This window comes from Mediterraneibacter glycyrrhizinilyticus (assembly GCF_015560805.1).
Taxonomy (GTDB): domain Bacteria; phylum Bacillota; class Clostridia; order Lachnospirales; family Lachnospiraceae; genus Schaedlerella; species Schaedlerella glycyrrhizinilytica_A.
The window spans coordinates 87,562-107,681 of record NZ_JADMSO010000009.1; the positions used below are offsets into that span (position 1 = coordinate 87,562).

Consider the following 20,120-nt stretch of genomic DNA (forward strand, 5'->3'; position numbering starts at 1 on the left):
TTTACGACGTAACATAGATGAGCGGAACCCGCACGGTAAACGTGGTTCCCTCCCCATGGGTACTGTAAACCTTGATCGATCCCCGATGCATGATCACCGCGTTTCTCGCGATCGCAAGTCCCAGACCGGTTCCGCCGATCTCCCGGGAATGTGATTTGTCTACCCGGTAAAAACGCTCAAAAATATGCGCCTGATCTTCTTCCGGAATTCCGATTCCCGAATCCGAAACTTTAATATAGAAGAATTTATGATCCGCATTCAATGATACATGGACCCATCCGTCCGCGTGGTTATATTTGATCGCATTTTCCACCAGATTGGAAATCGCAAGCGTCATCTTCACCTCGTCGATCTCTGCCGTGACCGGACGGAAACTTTCCAGTACGACTTCTACATTTTTCTTTTCCGCGATCGGTTTTAAGCGCTTTAAGATCAGTTCCAGCATCTCATTGACCTGCACCTGCCGGACATTGATGTCCTGCGACCGCTTGTCCATCTTCACCAACGTCAGAAGATCCATGATGATGTCATTTTCCCGGTCGATCTCTTTCGCAATATCCTCCATAAATTCCTGATACAATTCGACCGGAACATTTTCCTGTGTCACAAGCGAATCCGCGAGCACTTTCATCGATGCAAGCGGCGTTTTTAATTCATGCGACACGTTGGAGACGAACTCCTCTCTGGAATCGTCAATCCGCTTCAGCCGCGCCAACGTCTTATTAAATGCATCGGAAATCTGCCTTGTCTCCGTAAAACGATCGACTCTCGCGACCTCATCCGCATACCCTTCCGTCACTCCCTCGATCTCCGATGCGATCTTATGAAGCGGACGCACAAGCAGATCCGCGACAAGAAAAGCAAGTGCAAGCACAAGCATCAGCATCGTTCCGAGAATGACCTTTCCCCTGGACGATAAAATTTCCAGACTGTCCTCGATCGTATCGGTCGAAACACTGGCAAGCATGATCCCGGCAATCTTATCGCTGCCGGATTCCGTGATCGGAGACGTCACTTCTATATAATGGTTCTCTTTGTCATAATAGTTGGTGCTTGTTCCCTGCATGCAGCGCACAACATTCTCCGATACGATCGTCTTCCCCTCATCCAGGGCATACGTATCTTTGATCACCTCAAGATCACTGTTGATGATCATCACTCTGCCATTGTAAATATTGGTCATCTGCGTCAGACCTGCATTGATAACTTCGGACGAACGTTCCTCCAGATAGTGATAGCTTGCCAGCTGATCACATAGAATTGTACATTGATTCTGTATCTCCGCAGTCTGCAGCGATACCGCCCGTGCTTCATAAGCCTTGATCACCCCGAAATAGGCGACCGCCCCCGGCAGTATCGCCGCACACATGATCATCACGATCACATAAAACCGCAGACTCTTGATCTTATCTTTGATTTTAGAATGTAATTTACCCCTGGAAATAATAACCAACTCCCCACTTCGTGTGCACATACCGAGGTTCGCTCGGATTCGTCTCGATCTTCTCCCGCAGTCTTCTGATATGTACATCGACAGTTCTTGCATCTCCCGGATAATCCGTTCCCCAGATCAGATTCAACAGGTTCTCCCTGCTGTATACTTTATTGGGATTCATTGCCAGAAGTTCCAATACATCAAATTCTTTTGCGGTCAGATTGACTTCCCGGTTCTCGATAAATACCCGGCGGCTCTCACAGTCGATCTTCATCGCCCCTTTTACCAGAACAGTGCTCGGCTGCGCTTCCTCCCGCTTTGCCGTCCTGCGCATGATCGCCTTGATCCTCGCCTTTACCTCCAGAATGTTAAACGGCTTGGTAATATAATCATCCGCACCGTATTCCAGACCCAGGATCTTATCCATATCCTCACTTTTTGCCGTCAGCATGACGATCGGCATATCGGAAAATTCCCGGATATGCTGACAGACTTCAAACCCGTCCATCTTCGGCAGCATGACATCCAAAAGCACCAGATCATATTCGCACTGCTTCGCATACGCAAGCGCTTCTTCTCCGTCATACGCACAGTCTACTTCCATGTCATCCTGCTCCAGACTGAAACGGATCCCTTTTACGATTAATTTTTCATCGTCCACTACTAAGATTTTTTTCTTACCCATTCTAACTTCCCTAACTTCCTGTATTGACTGTAATTCTGTCTTTTATTTTCTCAAATACCCCTTCTTTGATGCCTTCGACATTCATCAGATCTTCAACACTCTGAAATCCGCCCTGTTCTTCCCGATACCGGATAATACTCTCTGCCCGTGTATCACCGATCCCGCTTAACGTCTTCAGTTCTTCCGCCGAAGCGGTATTGATATTCACTTTTTCGTCCGTACTGCCTGTCTGCGCACCGCCGCTTTCCTCCGTACTTCCGACCGCCGTTTCCGTATCTTCTTCCGCTTCTGGGATCAGACCGTTCACGACTTCCTCCCGAGTCGGAATATAGATCCGCTCCCCGTCCGTCACTTTCTGTGCCTGATTCACAGCTTCTCCGGCCGCATCTTCCCGCAGTCCTCCCGCATAGGATACTGCCTCATATACACGGGCGTCCGCATCCATTCCGTAAACGCCGGGGGAAACGACCGCACCGCACACATGGACAAATACCAATTCCGGTTCTTTGTCCCCGGAAAGATCTCCAGAAGTTTCGGACTCCGGCATACTCTGCTTTTCTGTCCCAGGATCCTTCGTACCGGACGTCCTTTCTTCGGACTTCCCGATCTCTTCCGCTTCTTTCTTCTCCGTACTTCCGGACGATCCATCCTCCAGCCGCAGTTCGGCAAATGTATCCTGCTCTTTCTTTTTACAGCCCGTACAACATAACAATACAAGAGCCGGCAGCATGAACCACACCGCAGCTCTTTTCCAATTTCTGACGCTCATTTCTTTTCCTCACAGTGCAGCACACCGCAAGCCCCTTTATGCCAGATGACAATATTGTATCGAATCGCCGTCTAAATTACAATAGATATTTCAAAAAAACATCACCGCTCCCATTGAAAGATCGCAATTCCGATCAGTGCAAGGGCAAGCCCGCCCACTTTTCTCCATTCAAACATTGCTTTTTCTACGCCGAACAGACCGAACAGTTCGATCAGATACGCGACGATCAACTGCGCGATCACGATCAGAAGCGCTGCTTTCGCCGGTCCGAGCGCCGCCATACTTTTAATTACAGTCCAGGTGATCCCGGCGCCGATCACACCGCCAAGCAGCATATATTTCGGCTCCACTTTTCCTATCGCCGCGATACTGTCTCTTCCGGTAAACAGCCACAGAACAGCGCAGACCGTAAAAGCGCTCAACTGCACCCATCCGTTCGACACCCACATTCCGGCCGTTTTCGTCACCTGTGTATTAAAAACCCCCTGCACACTCATCAACGCACCGGAAAGAAGTGCAATCAAAAAACCAATCATTGTTTACATACCTCCACTATTTTTTCTTCTCTTTCGGATAGTATATGTCAATGACTGGTTTTTTCATACATCTTAAAGATCGTCCTTAAGCGGTAGCTCCACGACTTTCTTTAAAGTAACGCATGTTTTAATTTTTCGATCATTTCATCGATGTGTTCTTTTTCAATGATAAGCGGCGGAACAAAGCGAAGCACATTTCCTTTCGCGGAAATAATGAGCAAGCCCTCCTCGATCGCACGGTTGATCACCTCTCCTGCCGGTTTTGTGACCACGATCCCCTGGATCAGCCCTTTTCCTCTGCGCTCAGTGACGCAGTCCGTTTCCTCCACGAGTTCATCCAGACGTTTTGTCAGATATGGCGCGATTTCCCGGACATGCTCCACGATCTTGTCTTTTTCAAATATCTCGACAACTTTTTTCACCGCCATGCATGCCAGCGGATTTCCTCCGTAAGTCGTTCCGTGATCTCCCGGCTTCATGGAATGTGCCGCCACCTGTTCGGTCACTGCAAATGCGCCTACCGGGATCCCGTTTCCGATCGCCTTTGCCATCGTCAGGATATCCGGTCTCACACCATATTCCTGCCATGCAAACATGTTCCCTGTCCGCCCCATTCCGCACTGGATCTCATCGCAGATCATCAAAATATCCTGTTCGTCACAAAGCGCACGGATTCCCTCCATAAATCCCTGCGTCGCCGGGTGGATGCCACCCTCTCCCTGAAGCGGCTCCAAAAGGATCGCGCAAGTCTTGTCCGTGATATTTGCTTTCACACTGTCCAGATCATTAAATCTTGCGAACCGCACCCCCGGGATCAGCGGTTCAAACGGTTCCCTGTAAGCAGCCGTTCCGGTCACTGAAAGAGCGCCCATAGAACGTCCGTGGAACGAATCTTCCATGGCAATGATCTCGAAACGCCCGTTCCCTTTTAATGCCGCATATTTCCTGGCAGTCTTCAGCGCCCCCTCGATCGCTTCCGTTCCGCTGTTCGTAAAAAATACATGATCCATACCGGAAACCCGGTTCAGTGCTTCCGCTGCCGCTCCGCCGTTTTCATGATAAAACAGATTGGATGTATGGCACAGTTTTTTGATCTGCTCTGTGAGACTTTCCTCTAATTCCTTATTCTGATACCCCAGACTCATTACAGCGATCCCCGCCGCGAAATCCAGATATTTTTTCCCGTCCGTATCGTAGAGATACACGCCCTCTCCATGATCCAGCACAAGCGGAAAACGGTTGTAAAGCTGAAATAACTGTTGTTCTTCTTCCTGTATTTTTTTATTCACCATGATAATACCTGCTTTCTTCCCCGTTCAGGATCGCGGTTCCGATCCCTCTGTTTGTAAAGATCTCAAGCAGCAGACAATGCGGGATCCGACCATCCAGAATATGTACCCGCGACACACCGTTTTCGATCGCATCGATACAGTTCTGCAGTTTCGGGAGCATTCCTCCTCCGATATATCCCTCTGCCATCAATTTCTCTGCTTCTTCCACCCAGAGTTCCGAAATCAGCGAGGACGGATCTTCCGGATCTTTATACACACCCTCGATATCTGTCAGGAATGCCAGTTTTTCTGCTTTCATCGCACGCGCGATCGCACAGGCGGCATCATCCGCATTGATATTATATGTCTGAAATTCATCGTCCAGACCAATCGGGCAGACGATCGGAAGAAAATCTTTTTCCAGCAGATCATAAAGGATCTGCGCATTGACTTCCTTTACTTCTCCGACAAATCCGATGTCTTTTCCGTCCGAATATTTTTTCTCTACTTTCAAAAGCCCGCCGTCTTTTCCGCTGATTCCGATCGCGCGGACACCCAGTTCCTCCACATGCTGCACGAGACTTTTGTTGACCTTGCCAAGCACCATCTCTGCCACTTCCATCGTCTCCGCGTCGGTCACACGCAGTCCGTTGATGAACTTCGGTTCCATTCCGACTTTGCCGACCCATTTGCTGATCTCTTTTCCGCCGCCGTGCACAATGATCGGTTTAAACCCAACCAATTTCAAAAGAGTGACGTCTTCGATCACCCGTTTTTTCAATTCCTCGTCCACCATCGCGCTGCCGCCGTATTTTACGACGATGATCTTCCTGTTAAATCTCTGGATGTACGGAAGCGCCTCGATCAATACTTCCGCCTTATCCAGATACTGCTGCATATTTTTATTCATAGTATTCCCTTTCTTTCCCGTTTCTGATGCTGTCTTCTTCTGTCCGATACGCCGAATGATCAGCTTCTGTAATCTGCATTAATGTCAATATAGCCATGCGTCAGATCGCATCCCCAAGCCGTCGCGTTTTCTGTTCCCTCCTTGATATCCGCCGTCGCGGTCACTTCCGGTTCGGAAAGAATCTTAGTCGCTTCGTCCTCACTGTAATCGAGAGCCACACCGTCCTCGATCAACTGGATTTTTCCTGCGGCACTTTCAATATACAGATCTACTTTTTCCGGATCAAATTGGGCTCCGGAATATCCCATCGCACAGAGGATCCGTCCCCAGTTCGCATCATGTCCTGCGATCGCTGCTTTTGTCAGATTGGAGCAGACAATGGATTTTGCAAGCACTTTCGCCTGTTCTTTTGTCGCTGCTCCTGTCACCTTTGCTTCAAAAAGCGCCGTGGCGCCCTCGCCGTCCCCCGCCATCTTCTTTGCAAGCGTCTCGTTCACCACATGCAGCGCCGCTGCGAACTGTTCATATTCCGGTGTTCCGCAATGGATTTTCGGATTCTTTGCTTTGCCGTTTGCGAGAAGCAGTACCGTATCGTTTGTCGAAGTATCTCCATCCACGGAGATCATATTATATGTATCTTTGACGTCTTCACTCAACGCCCTCTGCAGCGCTTTTTTTGTGATCGCCGCATCCGTCGTGATAAACGCCAGCATCGTGCACATATTCGGATGGATCATCCCGGATCCTTTCGCCATTCCTCCGATCGTCACGGTCTCTCCCCCGATTTCCAATGTAACCGCAATTTCTTTTTCCTTTGTGTCCGTCGTCATGATCGCCTTTGCCGCTTCATGTCCTGCCGCAAGATCTCCGCTTTTATTCTTTTCCAGCATCCCGATCCCCGCTTTGATACGTTCCATCGGGATCTGCATTCCGATCACACCGGTGGATCCGACCATTACGCCGTTTGGATCCACCCCCAACGTCTGCGCCGCCTGCTCGGCTGTTTCCTTGCAGATCTGCATTCCGTTCTCTCCGGTACATGCATTTGCGATCCCGGAATTCACAATGACTGCCTGGCATTTCACGCCGGAATCTACGACCTGACGATCCCATTTCACCGGAGCCGCTTTCACCACATTCGTTGTAAATGTTCCGGCTGCTTTACATGGCTTTTTGCTGTATATCAGCGCCATATCGGTCCGTCCCTGATATTTGATCCCTGCCTGGGCTGCCGCCGCCTCGAATCCTTTCGCCGCGGTCACTCCGCCTTTGATTATTTCCATGATCCATCCCTCTTTCCTACTGTTCGTTAAATGCTGTGATATTTTTTTCATTCAATGTAAATTCATAATAATTCAGATCCAGCCGTTCTGTCCATCCAATCGTATTCCAAAAGGCATTCCCGATATCATTTTCCGTGAATGCGATCAAGGAAACTTTACTGATCTGCTCTTCTTTCAATTTTTCCATTGCCCGTACAACCATCGCTTTTCCGATGCCGTGTCTTCTGTATCCCTCGTGCACACAGACATGATAGAGACACCCTCTTCTTCCGTCATGACCGCACAAAATACTTCCCACGATCTTCCCGTCCATCTCCGCCACTACACTGGTTGTCGGATTCCGTTTCAAAAAACGCTCGACGCCCTCTTTCGAATCGTCGATACTTCGGATCCCGAATCCTTTGATCGTCATCCAGAGTTCGTGAACGCCCTCGTAATCTTCTATCTGCATTGTTCTGACTGTCATATTCGGTCACCTCATTTTTCTTACGGGAACATCGGCACCAGTTCAAGCCCTTCTCTCTCCGGAAGTCCGAACATCAGGTTCATATTCTGCACTGCCTGACCTGCTGCCCCTTTGACCAGATTATCGATCGCCCCCATCATAATGATCCGCTTCGTCCGCGGATCGATCTGGAATCCGATATCCACATAGTTGCTTCCCTCGACCCATTTTGTTTCGGGGCAGATTCCTTTGTCCAATACCCGGATAAATTTCTCATCCTCGTAATATTTGTCATAAATCGCTTTTACCTCTTCCCAGCTCACATCTTTTTTCAGTTTTGCATACTCCGTCGCGAGGATTCCGCGATTCATCGGAACAAGATGAGGTGTAAAGTTCAACACGACTTCTTCTCCGGATGCATATCCGAGCTGTTCTTCAATTTCCGGCGTGTGACGATGCGTCGCCACACCGTATGCTTTCATATTTTCATTGACCTCGCAGAACAGATTTGCCGTCTTAGCCCCCCGTCCTGCTCCGGACGTTCCTGATTTTGCATCGATGATCAGCGTGCTCATATCGATCAGCCCCTCTTTTGCCAGCGGATAAGCTGTCAGGATCGAACAGGTCGTATAGCATCCCGGATTCGCAACAAGTCTTGCTTTTTTCACCTCTTCCCGGTTCACTTCACACAATCCATATACCGCCTCTTCAATAAACTGCGGGCTCTTATGTTCGATCCCATACCATTTTTCGTAGACCGATACATCTTTGATCCGAAAGTCCGCGCTTAGATCCACGATCTTTACTTTGGAAAGAATCTGCTCATTTACAAGCGATGCACACAGTCCCTGCGGAGTTGCCGTGAAGATCACATCCACCTGCTCTGCCAGTTCTTCCATATTATCATCCATACAAACTGCATCAACGATCTGAAATAAATTCTGATATACCGATGCATATTTCTGATCTATATAACTTCTGGAGCCGTACCATTTGATTTCCACATCTTTATGTGCCGTAAGGATCCGGACTAATTCTCCTCCCGCATATCCGGTTGCTCCGATAATTCCTGCTTTGATCATAGTATTACCATCCTTCCCTCCTGAAAATCATATACTTCCCTGTATAGGACGCCAAGACAAAAAATACCTGACATCCTGTATATTAGAAAAGCACTTGCATAATTATACATCTAAGATGAATAATATGCAAGTGCCAGTTTCAAAAAATTTTAACAAATCAAGGACGTACCTGTCCGTTTCCGAAAATAATATATTTTGTCGTCGTCAGCGCCGTCAGTCCCATCGGTCCTCTCGCATGCAGTTTCTGCGTGCTGATCCCGATCTCTGCGCCAAATCCAAATTCAAATCCGTCGGTAAACCGCGTCGATGCGTTTACATATACCGCAGCGGCGTCGATCTCATCCTGGAATTTCAGTGCATTTGCATAGTCTTTTGTGATGATCGATTCCGAATGTCCCGTATTGTAACGATTGATATGGTCGATCGCCTCCTCCAGCGAATCGACGATCTTCATTGAGATCACTGCATCCAGATATTCGGTTCCCCAGTCTTCTTCCGAAGCCTCGGCGATCTCTGTTGTGATCCGGCATGCACGTTCATCCCCGCGGATCTCCACCTGATGCTGCTTTAAACACTGCACGATCATCGGTACTACTTCCGACGCAACACGCTGATGGATCACAAGCGATTCACAGGCGTTGCAGACACCCATACGCTGTGTCTTCGCATTTTCAATGATCTCCACCGCCATATTCAGATCCGCACTTTCATCCACATAAATATGACAGTTTCCGGTACCGGTCTCGATCACCGGAACCGTGCTGTTTTCCACAACCGATGCGATCAGTCCGGCGCCGCCTCTCGGAATCAGGACGTCAATATATCCATGCAGCTTCATCATCTGCTGTACCGTCTCCCGGCTCGTATTCTCCACCAAAAGGATCAGATCCTGTGAAAGCCGTTCTTTGCGAAGTCCCTCTTTAATCACATGGACGATCGCCAGATTGGAATGGATCGCGTCGCTTCCGCCGCGCAGGATCACTGCATTTCCGGTCTTAAAGCAAAGTCCGAACGCATCTGCCGTCACATTCGGGCGGGATTCATAAATAATGCCGACTACACCGAGCGGAACCCGTTTCTGTCCGATCCGAAGTCCGTTCGGACGGTTCCACATCCGCAGTACCTCTCCGACCGGATCTTCCAGCGCCGCGATCTGACGCAGTCCTTCCGCCATTCCCTCGATCCGCTCTTTTGTCAGACAAAGCCGATCGATCAATGATTTTTTCATTCCCCGGGCTTCAGCTTCTTTTAAGTCTTTCGCATTTTCACTCAGGAGCCACTCCGTCTGAGCGACCAGCTCTTCCGCGACTGTGACAAGTCCCCGGTTCTTTTCTTCCGTGCCAAGCCTTGCCGCCTCTCTGGCTGCCTCTTTTGCCCGTTTACCAAGTATTTCCATATAATTTTCCATCGACGTTTTCCTCCATCTTCTTCTGGCGCTTTACCTGCCTGCGGAACTGCGCCCGTTCCGGCGCCAGTTCGTTTTCCAGTTCCTTTCCATGCTCTCTCGACAAAAATAACGTTCCGACTTTTTTCCCCGACATGATATCATTGATCGCATAGATATTGTCACCGTTGGCGATCACCATATCTGCCCCTGCTCTCGTCGCCACTTTTGCCGCATTGACTTTTGTCGCCATTCCTCCCGTGCCGAAGTCACTGGAAGAACCGCCCGCCATCTGTTCCAGTTTCTCGTCGATCTCCACGACGGTATGGATAAAACGGGCGTTTGGATTGCTCTTCGGATCTGCGGTATACATTCCCTCAATATCGGAAAGCAGGATCAAAAGATCCGCCTCGACCAGTTCTGCCACATTGGCTGCCAGCGTATCATTGTCCCCAAAGTTCCCATATGCAAGCTCATCGACGGAAATCGCATCGTTCTCATTGACGATTGGGACAACATGCATATTCAGCAGTGCGTCAAATGTCTGACGCGCGTTCTTTCTGCACTCTTCGTTCGTGACCGACTCCTTTGTCAGAAGAACCTGCGCGGTGAGCTGGCTGTATTCGTTAAATAATTTTTCATAGATCATCATCAGCCTGCCCTGTCCGACCGCAGCACATGCCTGCTTCTCAGCTTCCGTATCCGGCCGGTGATCCAATCCCAGCGCATTTCTCCCAACGCCCACAGCGCCGGAAGATACGACGATCACTTCTTTTCCCTGATTCCGAAGATTGATCAGGATCCGCACAAACTTCTCCAGTTTATCCAGATTAATATTCCCGGTTTCTTCATAAGTAATCGTAGTCGTTCCTACTTTTATCACAATTCGTTTCTTTTTGCTTAAAATCTCTTTTCTGTCCATCTCTCTATGAAACCGCCCTCTGTTCTTTTTCCATTCCTCATATTAGAAAGCTGTAAGACCGCTTTCCATTGGTAGCGTCAGTGTACAAGTGGAAATACGCCTTGTACACTAACGCTATCTTCACTCAAAATTTTTCATTTGTCAAGAGCAACGATTTCCGTCCGGTATATTTTCATCGCTTCCAACACTTGCATTTTCTTTCCCTAGCCGTACTTCTTCCATTTCTTTCGCCGTCTCTTCATCCAAATAATGAAACAGATAATTTTTCGTACTTTCCGCTTTTTCCATATGATTTTCACGCAGCTCTTTCTGCGCCAGTACGATCTCGGTATGCAGTTCCTTTGCCGACAGCAAATGACATCCCTGTCCGCGGATGATCACCTGTTCCGTGCCGTCCGAAGTTGCGACGGTGACTTCATATTTCCGCCCGATCTCATGTGCAACTTTTTCGATATACTGATCTGCGGTTTCCGCTTCCTTTGTATAAACGACATGGATATTATGATATTGCTGTATCTCGCCCGGAAATCCCTCTACCTTATATGCATCAAATACAAGGATCAAGGTACACTTCCGGATTCCCTGATAATTGCTCAAAATGTCCATCAGCCGCCCGCGCGCACCGTCAATGTTGATCTTGGCCAACTCGCGGAGTTCTTCCCATGCAAAGATAATATTATAACCGTCCACCAGCAAATATTCCTTTCGGCGCTCCCGTTTTCTGCTCTTATATTCTCCGGTACTGTTTGAACCAGTATCCAGTTCTGTCTTTCGATAAGAATATTTTTTTCTCGCCTGCTCCCGTTTCCGTCGGGAGGCTTCCGCCATCTTTTCCAGTTCCCGTTCCTCTTCCGGTGACAGACTGCTTACATATCTGGCTCTCTGCACCGCCGCGCTGACCGCCTGTTCGTCAAACGGATCCTGCTCCGGCTCTTCCTCTTTTGGTTTGAAGACCGACTCCAGATGCATATAATCCTCCACCTGATCCCACGGCACTACAAATCCCGCCCCATGGGCACAAAATACCGAACCGGTCGGATTCTCCAGATCCCGCTCCGAATCATAGCCGATCGCTGTGAGCACTTCCTCGGCATTGCTGCATGGCTTGTACCCACTCAGACTGCAGGAAAGCCGTCCCCGCCCCTTAGTATAGGAAATCACTTTCCTCTGATAATCCTGCATCAGAGCAACCGGCGCTTCCCCGCTGAGCACTGCCATCTCGCCGATCTGCTCCGGCGATCCGAATGTTCCGTTCATCCGCTGAAGATCCGAGAGCGCACGTCCGACCATCTCCGACGGAACTTCCAGTCTGTATTCATAATATGGCTCCAACAGTACGCTTTCTGCCTTTTTCAATCCCTGCCGCACAGCCCGGTAAGTTGCCTGCCGGAAATCACCGCCCTCCGTGTGCTTTTGGTGTGCCCGACCGGAAACAAGTGTGATCTGCATATCCGTGACCGGCGATCCGCTCAACACCCCCAAATGTTCTTTTTCTTCCAAATGTGTCAGGATCAGACGCTGCCAGTTTTTATCCAGCACATCTTCACTGCAATTGGACAGAAAATGCATTCCGCTTCCGGGTTCTCCCGGCTCCAACAGCAGATGGACTTCCGCGTAATGCCGGAGCGGTTCAAAATGTCCGACTCCCTCCACGGTATTTCGGATCGTTTCTTTATATACAATATTTCCGGCTCCGAACTCCACACGCACACCAAACCGTTCCGCGATCATACTTTTCAGGATCTCTGTCTGGACTTCTCCCATCAACTGCGCGTGGATCTCTCCCAGGCGTTCATTCCATACAATATGGAGCAGCGGTTCTTCCTCTTCCAGTTGCTTCAGATTCTGCAGCATTTTATGCACATCACAATCCTGCGGAATCCGGATCTGATAAGTCAGTACCGGTTCCAGCACCGGAAGAAACGATTCTGACTCGCATCCGATTCCCTCGCCCGGATAGGTTTTGGAAAGTCCGGTCACAGCACAGACTTCCCCGGCTTTCACCTGCCCTGCCGTCTCATATTTTGCTCCGGAATAAATACGGATCTGATTCACTTTCTCTTCCAAAAGTTCTTCTTTTACATTCAGGCAGCCGCCGGTCACTTTTAAAAATGTCAGACGGTTCCCCTGCTCGTCCCTTGCGATTTTGTATACTTTTGCACCAAATGCTTCCGGATAAGACGGCTCTCTCGTCAATACCGAGACCGCATGCATCATTTCTTCCACGCCGTTTAACTTCAGTGCAGATCCGAAAAAGCACGGAAAAATTTTCCTTTTCGAAATCATTGAGACCAGATCTTCTTTTTCCATCTCTCCTGTTTCCAGATAGCGCTCCAGAACAGCCTCGTCACAGACCGCTGCATTTTCGGCAAATATTTCGTCTGATAAAAGTCCGTCAATCCCCTGTTCTGATGTAAAATCAAGACAATTCCCGCTCAGATACTTCTGCAGATTCTGCATCAACTTTTTCCGGTCTGTTCCCTCCTGATCCATTTTATTGACAAAAAGAAACGTTGGGATCTCATATCTCGTCAACAATTTCCAAAGTGTCTCCGTATGCCCTTGCACGCCGTCCGCTCCGCTTACGACCAATATCGCATAATCCAGGATCTGGAGCGTCCGCTCCATCTCCGCCGAAAAGTCCACATGCCCCGGCGTATCCAGAAGAAATACTTCTGTATTTTCATCCAACACAAGCCTTGCCTGTTTGGAAAAAATCGTGATCCCTCTGGCACGCTCCAACGCAAACGTATCCAGAAATGCATCTTTATTATCTACCCGCCCCATCTTGCGAATACTGCCGGCTGTGTAAAGCATCGCTTCCGACAGGGTTGTCTTTCCTGCATCCACATGGGCCAATAGCCCGATACATAAATGTCTTTTTGGTCTATTTTCTGATGGATTGTTCATCGAAAATACCCCTTTCTGTTCTATATTTCATGGTCCTAGCGTCGGTGTACAAAGAGAAACCCGCCTCAAGCCGCATAATTTCAATGGTTTTCATCGTTTTTTCCTTTGTGCATTGACGCTATTCACCCTTTTTAGTTTTCATTATACCGTTTCTCGTGTATAATGAAAACAGCTAATTTTCGCATTACCAAAAAGCAAGGAGGTTTTTTCAATGGAACGATATGCAATCGCATTAAAGATCAATGATGGGAAAATGAACGACTATCGCCGCACACTCGGCAGACTCTGGCCGGAGATCACAGCATTTCTCGACCGAAACGAGATCCGCAATTTCAGCATCTGGAATGCCGAAGATCTTATTTTTATATACGGCGAACATGACACTGCATTTATGCTTTCTCCGGAAGAAGAAGCTGTGATCGAAAATCTGACATCACAAATGAGCGATCTGTTCACCTGGGTCTCCACCCCGGAGCAGAACATGCGCCTGATGTACCACAATTTCGGAATCGTCCGCTCCGATAAGGAACTGATCCGTCATCGAATGTTCATGACAAAATTAAAGCCCGGATGTGAGGAAGAATACAAAGCAAGACATGACGCTCTGATCGAACAGCGCGGCGATTCTGTGGATCCCGGACCGGACAGCAATTTCAGTATCTGGAGCGCCGGCGGTTATATTTTCGGATACAATGAGATCGATACGACCATGGAGACGGAAGAAACACCGGAAGAACACGAAAATACAATTGCATGGGAGACACGTCAATTGGAAATTATGGACTGGATCACCAATGATGTGGACTGGATGACAAAAGAACACCACGTCAGCAGTATCCGTCTGGCATGGCATCCTTAAAACCGGCACGAATCAACTTCTTTTCTTAATCTGAAACATATTTAACGAAAAAACAGGAGGGATCCACTATGGCATTTGGAATGAAAGATGTTTTAAACAGCGCTAAAACAATGGCAGGTGCAGGAGGAAGCAGTCTTCTACAAGGCGGGCTCAACAATTATAGTGAAGTATCTGCCGAACAGTTAATGCAAGAATATGGTATGTATCTAATGGACGGTGAAAATATTGTTTCCGGCTTTAAACTCATTCGTGATGCGCTTATTTTTACAGACAAAAGAATTATATTCTCAGATAAGCAAGGCGCTACGGGCAGTAAAGTTCGAATTGAATCTATCAATCTATTTTCTATTGTAGATGTAACTATGGAAACCGCCGGTTTTGGTTTTGACGACAGTGAACTTACATTCACTTATATTAAGACAGCCAATTTATTTGCTCATGACGTACAATATGTTTCTCACAAATTGGAATTTCCGAAAAAATTTAACGTACAGCCCCTGTACAAAATGCTTCAGGAACTGTCTTATGAGAATTGCCTGAGAATCAACGGTTTAAAATAATATAGTAATAAAAAAAAGAAAGGCATCACAAAATCATCTGCCCCGACGATCATTGCGTGATGCTTTTCTTCTATCTCCACTTTCTCAGGAAACGATCCACTGTCCCGCAAACACCGCTGCCACTCCAAGCGCAACGCTTAAAACCAGATACAAGAACGCGATCCACACATTTCCTTTTCCAAGCAAATCACAAGATTCCAGCGCAAAGGATGAAAATGTTGTAAATCCGCCACAAATCCCGACTTTTAAAAACAAGATCCATCTTGGATCCAACGCACTATTTTTCAGCGCAAGCGCCGCAATGATCCCGATCAAAAAACATCCTATGATATTAATCCCAAATGTTTTGATCGGAAATACAAACGATTCTTTCACCGGGAGCAGTCCGACCAAATAGCGGCAGACTGCTCCGATAAATCCTCCCATACCGACAATAATACACTCTGTCATATCCCTCTCCTCCTCATTCATGCTCAAATACTCATATCTGCATGACCTGCAACATATCCACCGCTGTCCATGCATTTCTTATGATCATAGCACAATTTCCCGATTCTGAAAATATGCTTCGTGTTCTCTCTTTTCTCTTCGACTGTTTTTGCATACTCATGTATATTCTCCCTATTTTTATTCATCTTGCCGCTTATTTTATACATTTTTTCAAATATTTTACATTTTCACTTGCATATTTATAAAAACAGGTGTATAGTAATAACAGTTTCCCAAGGAACATGGGATTCCAATGAGAAAACATGATAAAAAATAAAAATATACATATTTTAGGAGGCAAAAACAATGAGTAAAGAAAAAGTAGTATTGGCATATTCAGGTGGTCTTGACACAACAGCGATCATTCCGTGGCTGAAAGAGAATTTCGATTATGAAGTAATCTGCTGCTGCATCGACTGTGGACAGGGCGAGGAATTAGACGGATTGGAAGAACGTGCAAAACTTTCCGGTGCTTCCAAACTGTACATCGAAAATATCATCGATGAATTCTGTGACGATTACATTGTTCCGTGCGTAAAAGCCGGAGCTGTTTATGAGAACAAATATCTTCTCGGAACATCCATGGCACGTCCGGTCATTGCAAAACGTCTCGTAGAGATTGCCCGGAAAGAGGGCGCAAGCGCGATCTGCCACGGTGCAACAGGAAAAGGAAATGACCAGATCCGTTTTGAACTCGGAATCAAAGCATTGGCGCCGGATCTTAAGATCATTGCTCCATGGCGTATGACAGACGTATGGACGATGCAGTCCCGTGAAGAAGAAATCGAATACTGCAAACAGCACGGAATCGATCTTCCGTTTGATGCAAAACACAGTTACAGCCGCGACCGCAACCTGTGGCATATCAGTCATGAGGGTCTGGAACTGGAAGATCCTGCCTGCGAGCCGAACTATGACGATCTGCTCGTTCTCGGGGTTTCTCCTGAAAAAGCTCCGGATGAAGCAGAATATGTGACAATGACATTTGAAGCAGGCGTTCCGAAAACATTGAACGGAAAAGAAATGAAAGTTTCCGAGATCATCACCGAACTCAATGCGCTCGGCGGAAAACATGGTATCGGTATTGTTGATATCGTGGAAAACCGTGTTGTCGGCATGAAATCCCGTGGTGTTTATGAGACACCGGGCGGAACGATCCTGATGGCCGCACATGAACAGTTGGAAGAACTTGTACTTGACCGTGCAACTTATGAAGTAAAAAAAGACCTCGGCAACAAATTTGCCCAGATCGTATACGAGGGCAAGTGGTTTACACCGCTTCGTGAGGCGATTCAGGCATTCGTCGACGTTACCCAGCAGTATGTAACAGGTGAAGTCAAATTCAAACTGTACAAAGGCAATATCATCAAAGCCGGCGAGACTTCTCCATATTCACTTTACAGTGAGTCACTGGCAAGTTTCACAACCGGGGAACTGTACGACCACCACGATGCAGAGGGATTCATCAATCTGTTTGGTCTTCCGCTGAAAGTTCGTGCCATGAAAATGCAGGAATTAGAAAAATAAGATCTCCATTCTCAAAATTACCATACAAGAAACGTCTGTCAGGGAAATTCCCCGGCAGACGTTTTCTCAAGTTCTCATGTAATTCCTGTCTTATATGCATCCTCCCCATATTATAAAGAAAGAATCTCATCCACCAGATCTGACTGGATCTCACTTTTAATATAGCTTTGCATAAATGTCTTCATACTGTTTTTACTGTAACGATTGCCATGAATGATCTGTCCCAAACGACGGACTGTCTTTTCCACACTGTCATTGATCAAAATGTAATCATACTGTTCTGCACAGAGGATCTCCTCCTGTGCGATGGAAAGAAGCTCTTCGATCTTTTCATCATTTCCCGCATGACGTTCGCGGATCCTCGTTTCCAATGCTTCCCACGTCGGAGAGAGAATAAAGATCAGTGTCGCCTCCGGACATCTCGCACGAATCCGCATCGCCCCGGTCACATCTGCAATCACGATCACATTCTTCCCCTGCTTTCTCTGCTCTTCCACTGCTTTTCTCGGAGTTCCGTAACCATTCCGATTATAATACTCGTACTCCAGAAGCTGCTGGGAACGGACCATTCGTTCAAATTCAAACTGGGATACAAAATAATGTTCTCTTCCGTCTACCTCTTCCGGCTTCTGCGCCCGGGTTGTCACGGAAACACACTTCACCGCACTCTCATGTTGCTTCATGTACTCTTTAATGATCGTCCTTTTCCCCACTCCGCTCGGTCCGGAAATCACGATCAGCTGTCCGTATTCGGCAATCTTCTCAAAATATTCCTTATCTTTTCCCATGTCACAAGTCTCCCTTCTCGTATTTTGAATATTCTGTAAATAATTAATTTTATTATACAAAGAAAGAAAACAAAAGGCAATATAAGTTATTTTATTAACACTGATTCTTCTGCCGAACTTTTCTTCCGATTCTCTTATAGTTTCACGGCGATCTTTATGGCGCCATCTTCTTTATTCTCAAATATTTCATATCCTTTCAATATATCCGCAAATGGAATCCGATGTGTGATCAGACACGTTGTATCTATTTTTCCGTCCGCGATCAGTTCCATAATCCGTTCACAGTCACTGCCATCCACTCCGCCGGTTTTTAACGTCAGATTCTTCCCATACATCTGTGGAAGCGGAATGACCTGATCTTCCTCATACATCGCGATCACCGCTACGATACCGTTCGGTCTTGCAAGTTTCCATGCCAGTTGGAATGTCTCTCTGCCTCCCGCCACTTCAAATACTGTATCCGCTCCTCTTCCATGACTTTCTTCTTTGATCCGCATTTCCAGTTCTTTTTCCGTCATCTGCTGCGGATTCCATATAATATCCGCAAGTCCTGCATTTTTCGCAAGCTGCAGTCGGCTCTCATCTGTATCCAGAGCAATAATTTTCGATGGACTGTACAATCCGGCGCACATCATCGTACAAAGACCGGTCGGTCCTGCCCCGATAACCAAAACGGTATCCGCAGGTCTGATTTCCCCGATCTTTGCTCCCCAATATCCGGTTGACAATATATCCCCTGTAAACAGTGCCTGTTCATCTGTCACATGATCCGGGATCTTAGTCAGTCCGTTGTCTGCATATGGGATCCTTGCATATTCCGCCTGCCCGCCGTCTATTCTGCATCCCAGCGCCCAGCCGCCGTTTGGATCCGTACAGTTATTGACAAACCCCTGTCTGCAATAAAAGCATTCTCCGCAAAAAGTTTCTACATTTACAGCCACACGGTCTCCGGGTTTCACTTTGCATACCGCGCTTCCGACTTCCTCCACGATCCCGACAAATTCATGTCCCAGTATCGTTCCCGGCACAGCCCTCGGAACCGCCCCATGTTTGATATGAAGATCGCTGGAGCAGATCGTCGTCAATGTCACTTTTATGACCGCGTCCGTTTCCTCCCGGATCTTCGGGCGCGGACGCTCTTCCATTTCAATTTTCCCATTTTCCTTATAAACAACTGCTTTCATTGATCTCTCCTCCTGTCTCGCTTAACACACGCATCGCATTTCCGTGCCATATCTTATCCAACTGCCGCTCTGTGATCCCGCATTGCTTCATACACTCCCATAAGAGTTCCATTTCCCCCACATGAGAAATATATGCCTCGTTCTTTGGCTCTTCGATCTCATACCCGTCAAAATCCGATCCGATCGCGGGAAGATCCTCGCCGCCTTTCCGGATCATATGCAGTGTATGCTCACATAAAGTTCTTCTCGTCACCCGTTTCCCATTCTCTCTCACAAAATGCGGATAAAAATTCAATCCGGCAACACCGCCTGTTTCTCCAAGCGCACGCAGCATCTCATCAGACAGATTTCGGGGATGTCCGCAAAGCGCCCGGCAATTTGAATGAGAAGCGATCACCGGCTTTTCGCTTAAACGGATGCAGTCCCAAAATCCGCCGTCCGACAAATGGGAAACATCGATAAGGATTCCCTGTCGGTTCATCTCTTTTACAATCATCTTCCCAAACGGTTTCAATCCCATTTCCATCGCTGTCCGCTCCCGGCTGTTTGGATAACCGATGCAGTTCTCATAGTTCCATGTCAATGTGATCAGTCGGATCCCTCTTTGCTTTAATACTTTCAGACGTTCCGGCTTCCCGTCCAAAACACCGCCCTCTTCCAAGGATGCCATCGCTGATATCTTTCCGCATTTTCTGTTCTTTTCAATTTCACTTCCATTGTGCACGATCCGGATCTCGTCTTTATTTTCCTCAACTTCCTGCTCCATCCGGTCAAGAAGACGGAAAACTTCCGCATACCCGTCTTCCCATGTTTTCCATTCTTTCCGGTAAATAAAACAGGCAAATATCTGCAGGATCGTCCCCGCCCTGCGCATGCCGTCCAGATCAATAGAAAGCGAATTTTTCGCAAGACTGCTCCCATCGTCCCGTCGTTTCAACTCATATATCGTATCACAATGCAGATCGATCAATTGCATAGTTTTCTCCTCCGTTTTTATTCTTTTTCTATTATAGTATACTTTTCCAATATTTGACATACCCTAAAGAAGTACATTCAAATCTTAAATATCACGTCGGTGTAT

19 protein-coding genes are annotated in these 20,120 nt (G+C 47.5%); 3 read left to right on the top strand and 16 right to left on the bottom strand.

What is annotated here, in order from left to right; translation table 11 throughout:
• Nucleotide 1: 1 nt before the first annotated feature.
• The 12 genes from I2H87_RS10185 to I2H87_RS10240 form a co-directional block, all read right to left on the bottom strand.
• Nucleotides 2-1,474 (bottom strand): sensor histidine kinase, encoded by a 1,473-nt coding sequence (locus I2H87_RS10185; protein ID WP_165853382.1) that lies wholly within the window; start codon nucleotides 1,472-1,474, stop codon nucleotides 2-4.
• A complete protein-coding gene (locus I2H87_RS10190) occupies nucleotides 1,431-2,120 on the bottom strand; it encodes a response regulator transcription factor (protein WP_009266558.1) in 690 nt (229 codons plus the stop codon). The genes I2H87_RS10185 and I2H87_RS10190 overlap by 44 nt, the downstream gene beginning before the upstream one ends.
• 10 nt (nucleotides 2,121-2,130) lie before the next feature.
• The gene (locus tag I2H87_RS10195; RefSeq protein ID WP_243273914.1) at nucleotides 2,131-2,889 is read right to left on the bottom strand and encodes a helix-hairpin-helix domain-containing protein; all 759 of its coding nucleotides are present in this window, start codon (nucleotides 2,887-2,889) and stop codon (nucleotides 2,131-2,133) included.
• A gap of 101 nt (nucleotides 2,890-2,990) precedes the next feature.
• Nucleotides 2,991-3,425 carry a DMT family transporter gene (locus tag I2H87_RS10200; RefSeq protein WP_009266560.1) on the bottom strand — a complete coding sequence of 145 codons (435 nt, stop codon included), beginning with the start codon at nucleotides 3,423-3,425 and terminating at the stop codon, nucleotides 2,991-2,993.
• A 110-nt stretch (nucleotides 3,426-3,535) separates the two neighbouring features.
• Complete coding sequence (locus I2H87_RS10205) at nucleotides 3,536-4,717, bottom strand: aspartate aminotransferase family protein (protein WP_009266561.1); 1,182 nt, start codon at nucleotides 4,715-4,717, stop codon at nucleotides 3,536-3,538.
• Nucleotides 4,707-5,606, bottom strand: a complete 900-nt coding sequence (gene argB, locus I2H87_RS10210) for an acetylglutamate kinase (protein ID WP_009266562.1) — start codon at nucleotides 5,604-5,606, stop codon at nucleotides 4,707-4,709. Before argB ends, I2H87_RS10205 begins: the two co-directional genes overlap by 11 nt.
• Before the next feature lie 59 nt (nucleotides 5,607-5,665).
• Nucleotides 5,666-6,889, bottom strand: coding sequence for a bifunctional glutamate N-acetyltransferase/amino-acid acetyltransferase ArgJ (gene argJ / locus I2H87_RS10215; RefSeq protein ID WP_009266563.1), 1,224 nt, complete (start codon nucleotides 6,887-6,889; stop codon nucleotides 5,666-5,668).
• A gap of 16 nt (nucleotides 6,890-6,905) precedes the next feature.
• Nucleotides 6,906-7,355 (bottom strand): GNAT family N-acetyltransferase, encoded by a 450-nt coding sequence (locus tag I2H87_RS10220; protein WP_009266564.1) that lies wholly within the window; start codon nucleotides 7,353-7,355, stop codon nucleotides 6,906-6,908.
• Nucleotides 7,356-7,375: 20 nt separating this feature from the next.
• Nucleotides 7,376-8,416, bottom strand: coding sequence for an N-acetyl-gamma-glutamyl-phosphate reductase (gene argC / locus I2H87_RS10225; protein WP_009266565.1), 1,041 nt, complete (start codon nucleotides 8,414-8,416; stop codon nucleotides 7,376-7,378).
• Nucleotides 8,417-8,573: 157 nt separating this feature from the next.
• Entirely contained in the window at nucleotides 8,574-9,824 is a 1,251-nt protein-coding gene (locus I2H87_RS10230; protein ID WP_009266566.1) for a glutamate-5-semialdehyde dehydrogenase, read from the bottom strand.
• The gene (proB, locus tag I2H87_RS10235; protein ID WP_009266567.1) at nucleotides 9,796-10,722 is read right to left on the bottom strand and encodes a glutamate 5-kinase; all 927 of its coding nucleotides are present in this window, start codon (nucleotides 10,720-10,722) and stop codon (nucleotides 9,796-9,798) included. Before proB ends, I2H87_RS10230 begins: the two co-directional genes overlap by 29 nt.
• 141 nt (nucleotides 10,723-10,863) lie before the next feature.
• On the bottom strand, nucleotides 10,864-13,632 hold the full coding sequence (locus tag I2H87_RS10240) for a translation factor GTPase family protein (RefSeq protein WP_195609872.1): 2,769 nt from the start codon (nucleotides 13,630-13,632) through the stop codon (nucleotides 10,864-10,866).
• A 211-nt stretch (nucleotides 13,633-13,843) separates the two neighbouring features.
• Between I2H87_RS10240 and I2H87_RS10245 the strand changes: the two genes are divergently transcribed.
• Both I2H87_RS10245 and I2H87_RS10250 read left to right on the top strand, forming a co-directional pair.
• Complete coding sequence (locus tag I2H87_RS10245) at nucleotides 13,844-14,491, top strand: L-rhamnose mutarotase (protein WP_009266569.1); 648 nt, start codon at nucleotides 13,844-13,846, stop codon at nucleotides 14,489-14,491.
• Nucleotides 14,492-14,559: 68 nt separating this feature from the next.
• Nucleotides 14,560-15,051, top strand: a complete 492-nt coding sequence (locus tag I2H87_RS10250) for a PH domain-containing protein (protein ID WP_009266570.1) — start codon at nucleotides 14,560-14,562, stop codon at nucleotides 15,049-15,051.
• A gap of 84 nt (nucleotides 15,052-15,135) precedes the next feature.
• Here I2H87_RS10250 and crcB read toward each other — a convergent pair whose 3' ends face one another.
• Entirely contained in the window at nucleotides 15,136-15,501 is a 366-nt protein-coding gene (crcB, locus tag I2H87_RS10255; RefSeq protein ID WP_009266571.1) for a fluoride efflux transporter CrcB, read from the bottom strand.
• Nucleotides 15,502-15,846: 345 nt separating this feature from the next.
• On the opposite strand from crcB, the gene I2H87_RS10260 reads away from it, so the two are divergent.
• Nucleotides 15,847-17,067, top strand: coding sequence for an argininosuccinate synthase (locus I2H87_RS10260; protein ID WP_009266573.1), 1,221 nt, complete (start codon nucleotides 15,847-15,849; stop codon nucleotides 17,065-17,067).
• A 110-nt stretch (nucleotides 17,068-17,177) separates the two neighbouring features.
• Here I2H87_RS10260 and gmk read toward each other — a convergent pair whose 3' ends face one another.
• The 3 genes from gmk to I2H87_RS10275 form a co-directional block, all read right to left on the bottom strand.
• Complete coding sequence (gene gmk / locus I2H87_RS10265; protein WP_009266574.1) at nucleotides 17,178-17,855, bottom strand: guanylate kinase; 678 nt, start codon at nucleotides 17,853-17,855, stop codon at nucleotides 17,178-17,180.
• Nucleotides 17,856-17,989: 134 nt separating this feature from the next.
• The gene (locus tag I2H87_RS10270; protein ID WP_009266575.1) at nucleotides 17,990-19,039 is read right to left on the bottom strand and encodes an alcohol dehydrogenase; all 1,050 of its coding nucleotides are present in this window, start codon (nucleotides 19,037-19,039) and stop codon (nucleotides 17,990-17,992) included.
• Entirely contained in the window at nucleotides 19,020-20,015 is a 996-nt protein-coding gene (locus tag I2H87_RS10275; protein WP_009266576.1) for a dipeptidase, read from the bottom strand. The genes I2H87_RS10270 and I2H87_RS10275 overlap by 20 nt, the downstream gene beginning before the upstream one ends.
• Between the last annotated feature and the right edge of the window lie 105 nt (nucleotides 20,016-20,120).

Coding starts and splice junctions, on each gene's coding strand:
- I2H87_RS10230 (WP_009266566.1), bottom strand. CDS start 9,824: ATGGAAAATTATATGGAAATACTTGGTAAACGGGCAAAAGAGGCAGCC.
- proB (WP_009266567.1), bottom strand. CDS start 10,722: ATGGACAGAAAAGAGATTTTAAGCAAAAAGAAACGAATTGTGATAAAA.
- I2H87_RS10270 (WP_009266575.1), bottom strand. CDS start 19,039: ATGAAAGCAGTTGTTTATAAGGAAAATGGGAAAATTGAAATGGAAGAG.
- I2H87_RS10245 (WP_009266569.1), top strand. CDS start 13,844: ATGGAACGATATGCAATCGCATTAAAGATCAATGATGGGAAAATGAAC.
- I2H87_RS10205 (WP_009266561.1), bottom strand. CDS start 4,717: ATGGTGAATAAAAAAATACAGGAAGAAGAACAACAGTTATTTCAGCTT.
- I2H87_RS10260 (WP_009266573.1), top strand. CDS start 15,847: ATGAGTAAAGAAAAAGTAGTATTGGCATATTCAGGTGGTCTTGACACA.
- argC (WP_009266565.1), bottom strand. CDS start 8,416: ATGATCAAAGCAGGAATTATCGGAGCAACCGGATATGCGGGAGGAGAA.
- I2H87_RS10240 (WP_195609872.1), bottom strand. CDS start 13,632: ATGAACAATCCATCAGAAAATAGACCAAAAAGACATTTATGTATCGGG.
- I2H87_RS10185 (WP_165853382.1), bottom strand. CDS start 1,474: ATGTGCACACGAAGTGGGGAGTTGGTTATTATTTCCAGGGGTAAATTA.
- I2H87_RS10275 (WP_009266576.1), bottom strand. CDS start 20,015: ATGCAATTGATCGATCTGCATTGTGATACGATATATGAGTTGAAACGA.
- argJ (WP_009266563.1), bottom strand. CDS start 6,889: ATGGAAATAATCAAAGGCGGAGTGACCGCGGCGAAAGGATTCGAGGCG.
- crcB (WP_009266571.1), bottom strand. CDS start 15,501: ATGACAGAGTGTATTATTGTCGGTATGGGAGGATTTATCGGAGCAGTC.
- I2H87_RS10190 (WP_009266558.1), bottom strand. CDS start 2,120: ATGGGTAAGAAAAAAATCTTAGTAGTGGACGATGAAAAATTAATCGTA.
- I2H87_RS10195 (WP_243273914.1), bottom strand. CDS start 2,889: ATGAGCGTCAGAAATTGGAAAAGAGCTGCGGTGTGGTTCATGCTGCCG.
- gmk (WP_009266574.1), bottom strand. CDS start 17,855: ATGGGAAAAGATAAGGAATATTTTGAGAAGATTGCCGAATACGGACAG.
- I2H87_RS10250 (WP_009266570.1), top strand. CDS start 14,560: ATGGCATTTGGAATGAAAGATGTTTTAAACAGCGCTAAAACAATGGCA.
- argB (WP_009266562.1), bottom strand. CDS start 5,606: ATGAATAAAAATATGCAGCAGTATCTGGATAAGGCGGAAGTATTGATC.
- I2H87_RS10200 (WP_009266560.1), bottom strand. CDS start 3,425: ATGATTGGTTTTTTGATTGCACTTCTTTCCGGTGCGTTGATGAGTGTG.
- I2H87_RS10220 (WP_009266564.1), bottom strand. CDS start 7,355: ATGACAGTCAGAACAATGCAGATAGAAGATTACGAGGGCGTTCACGAA.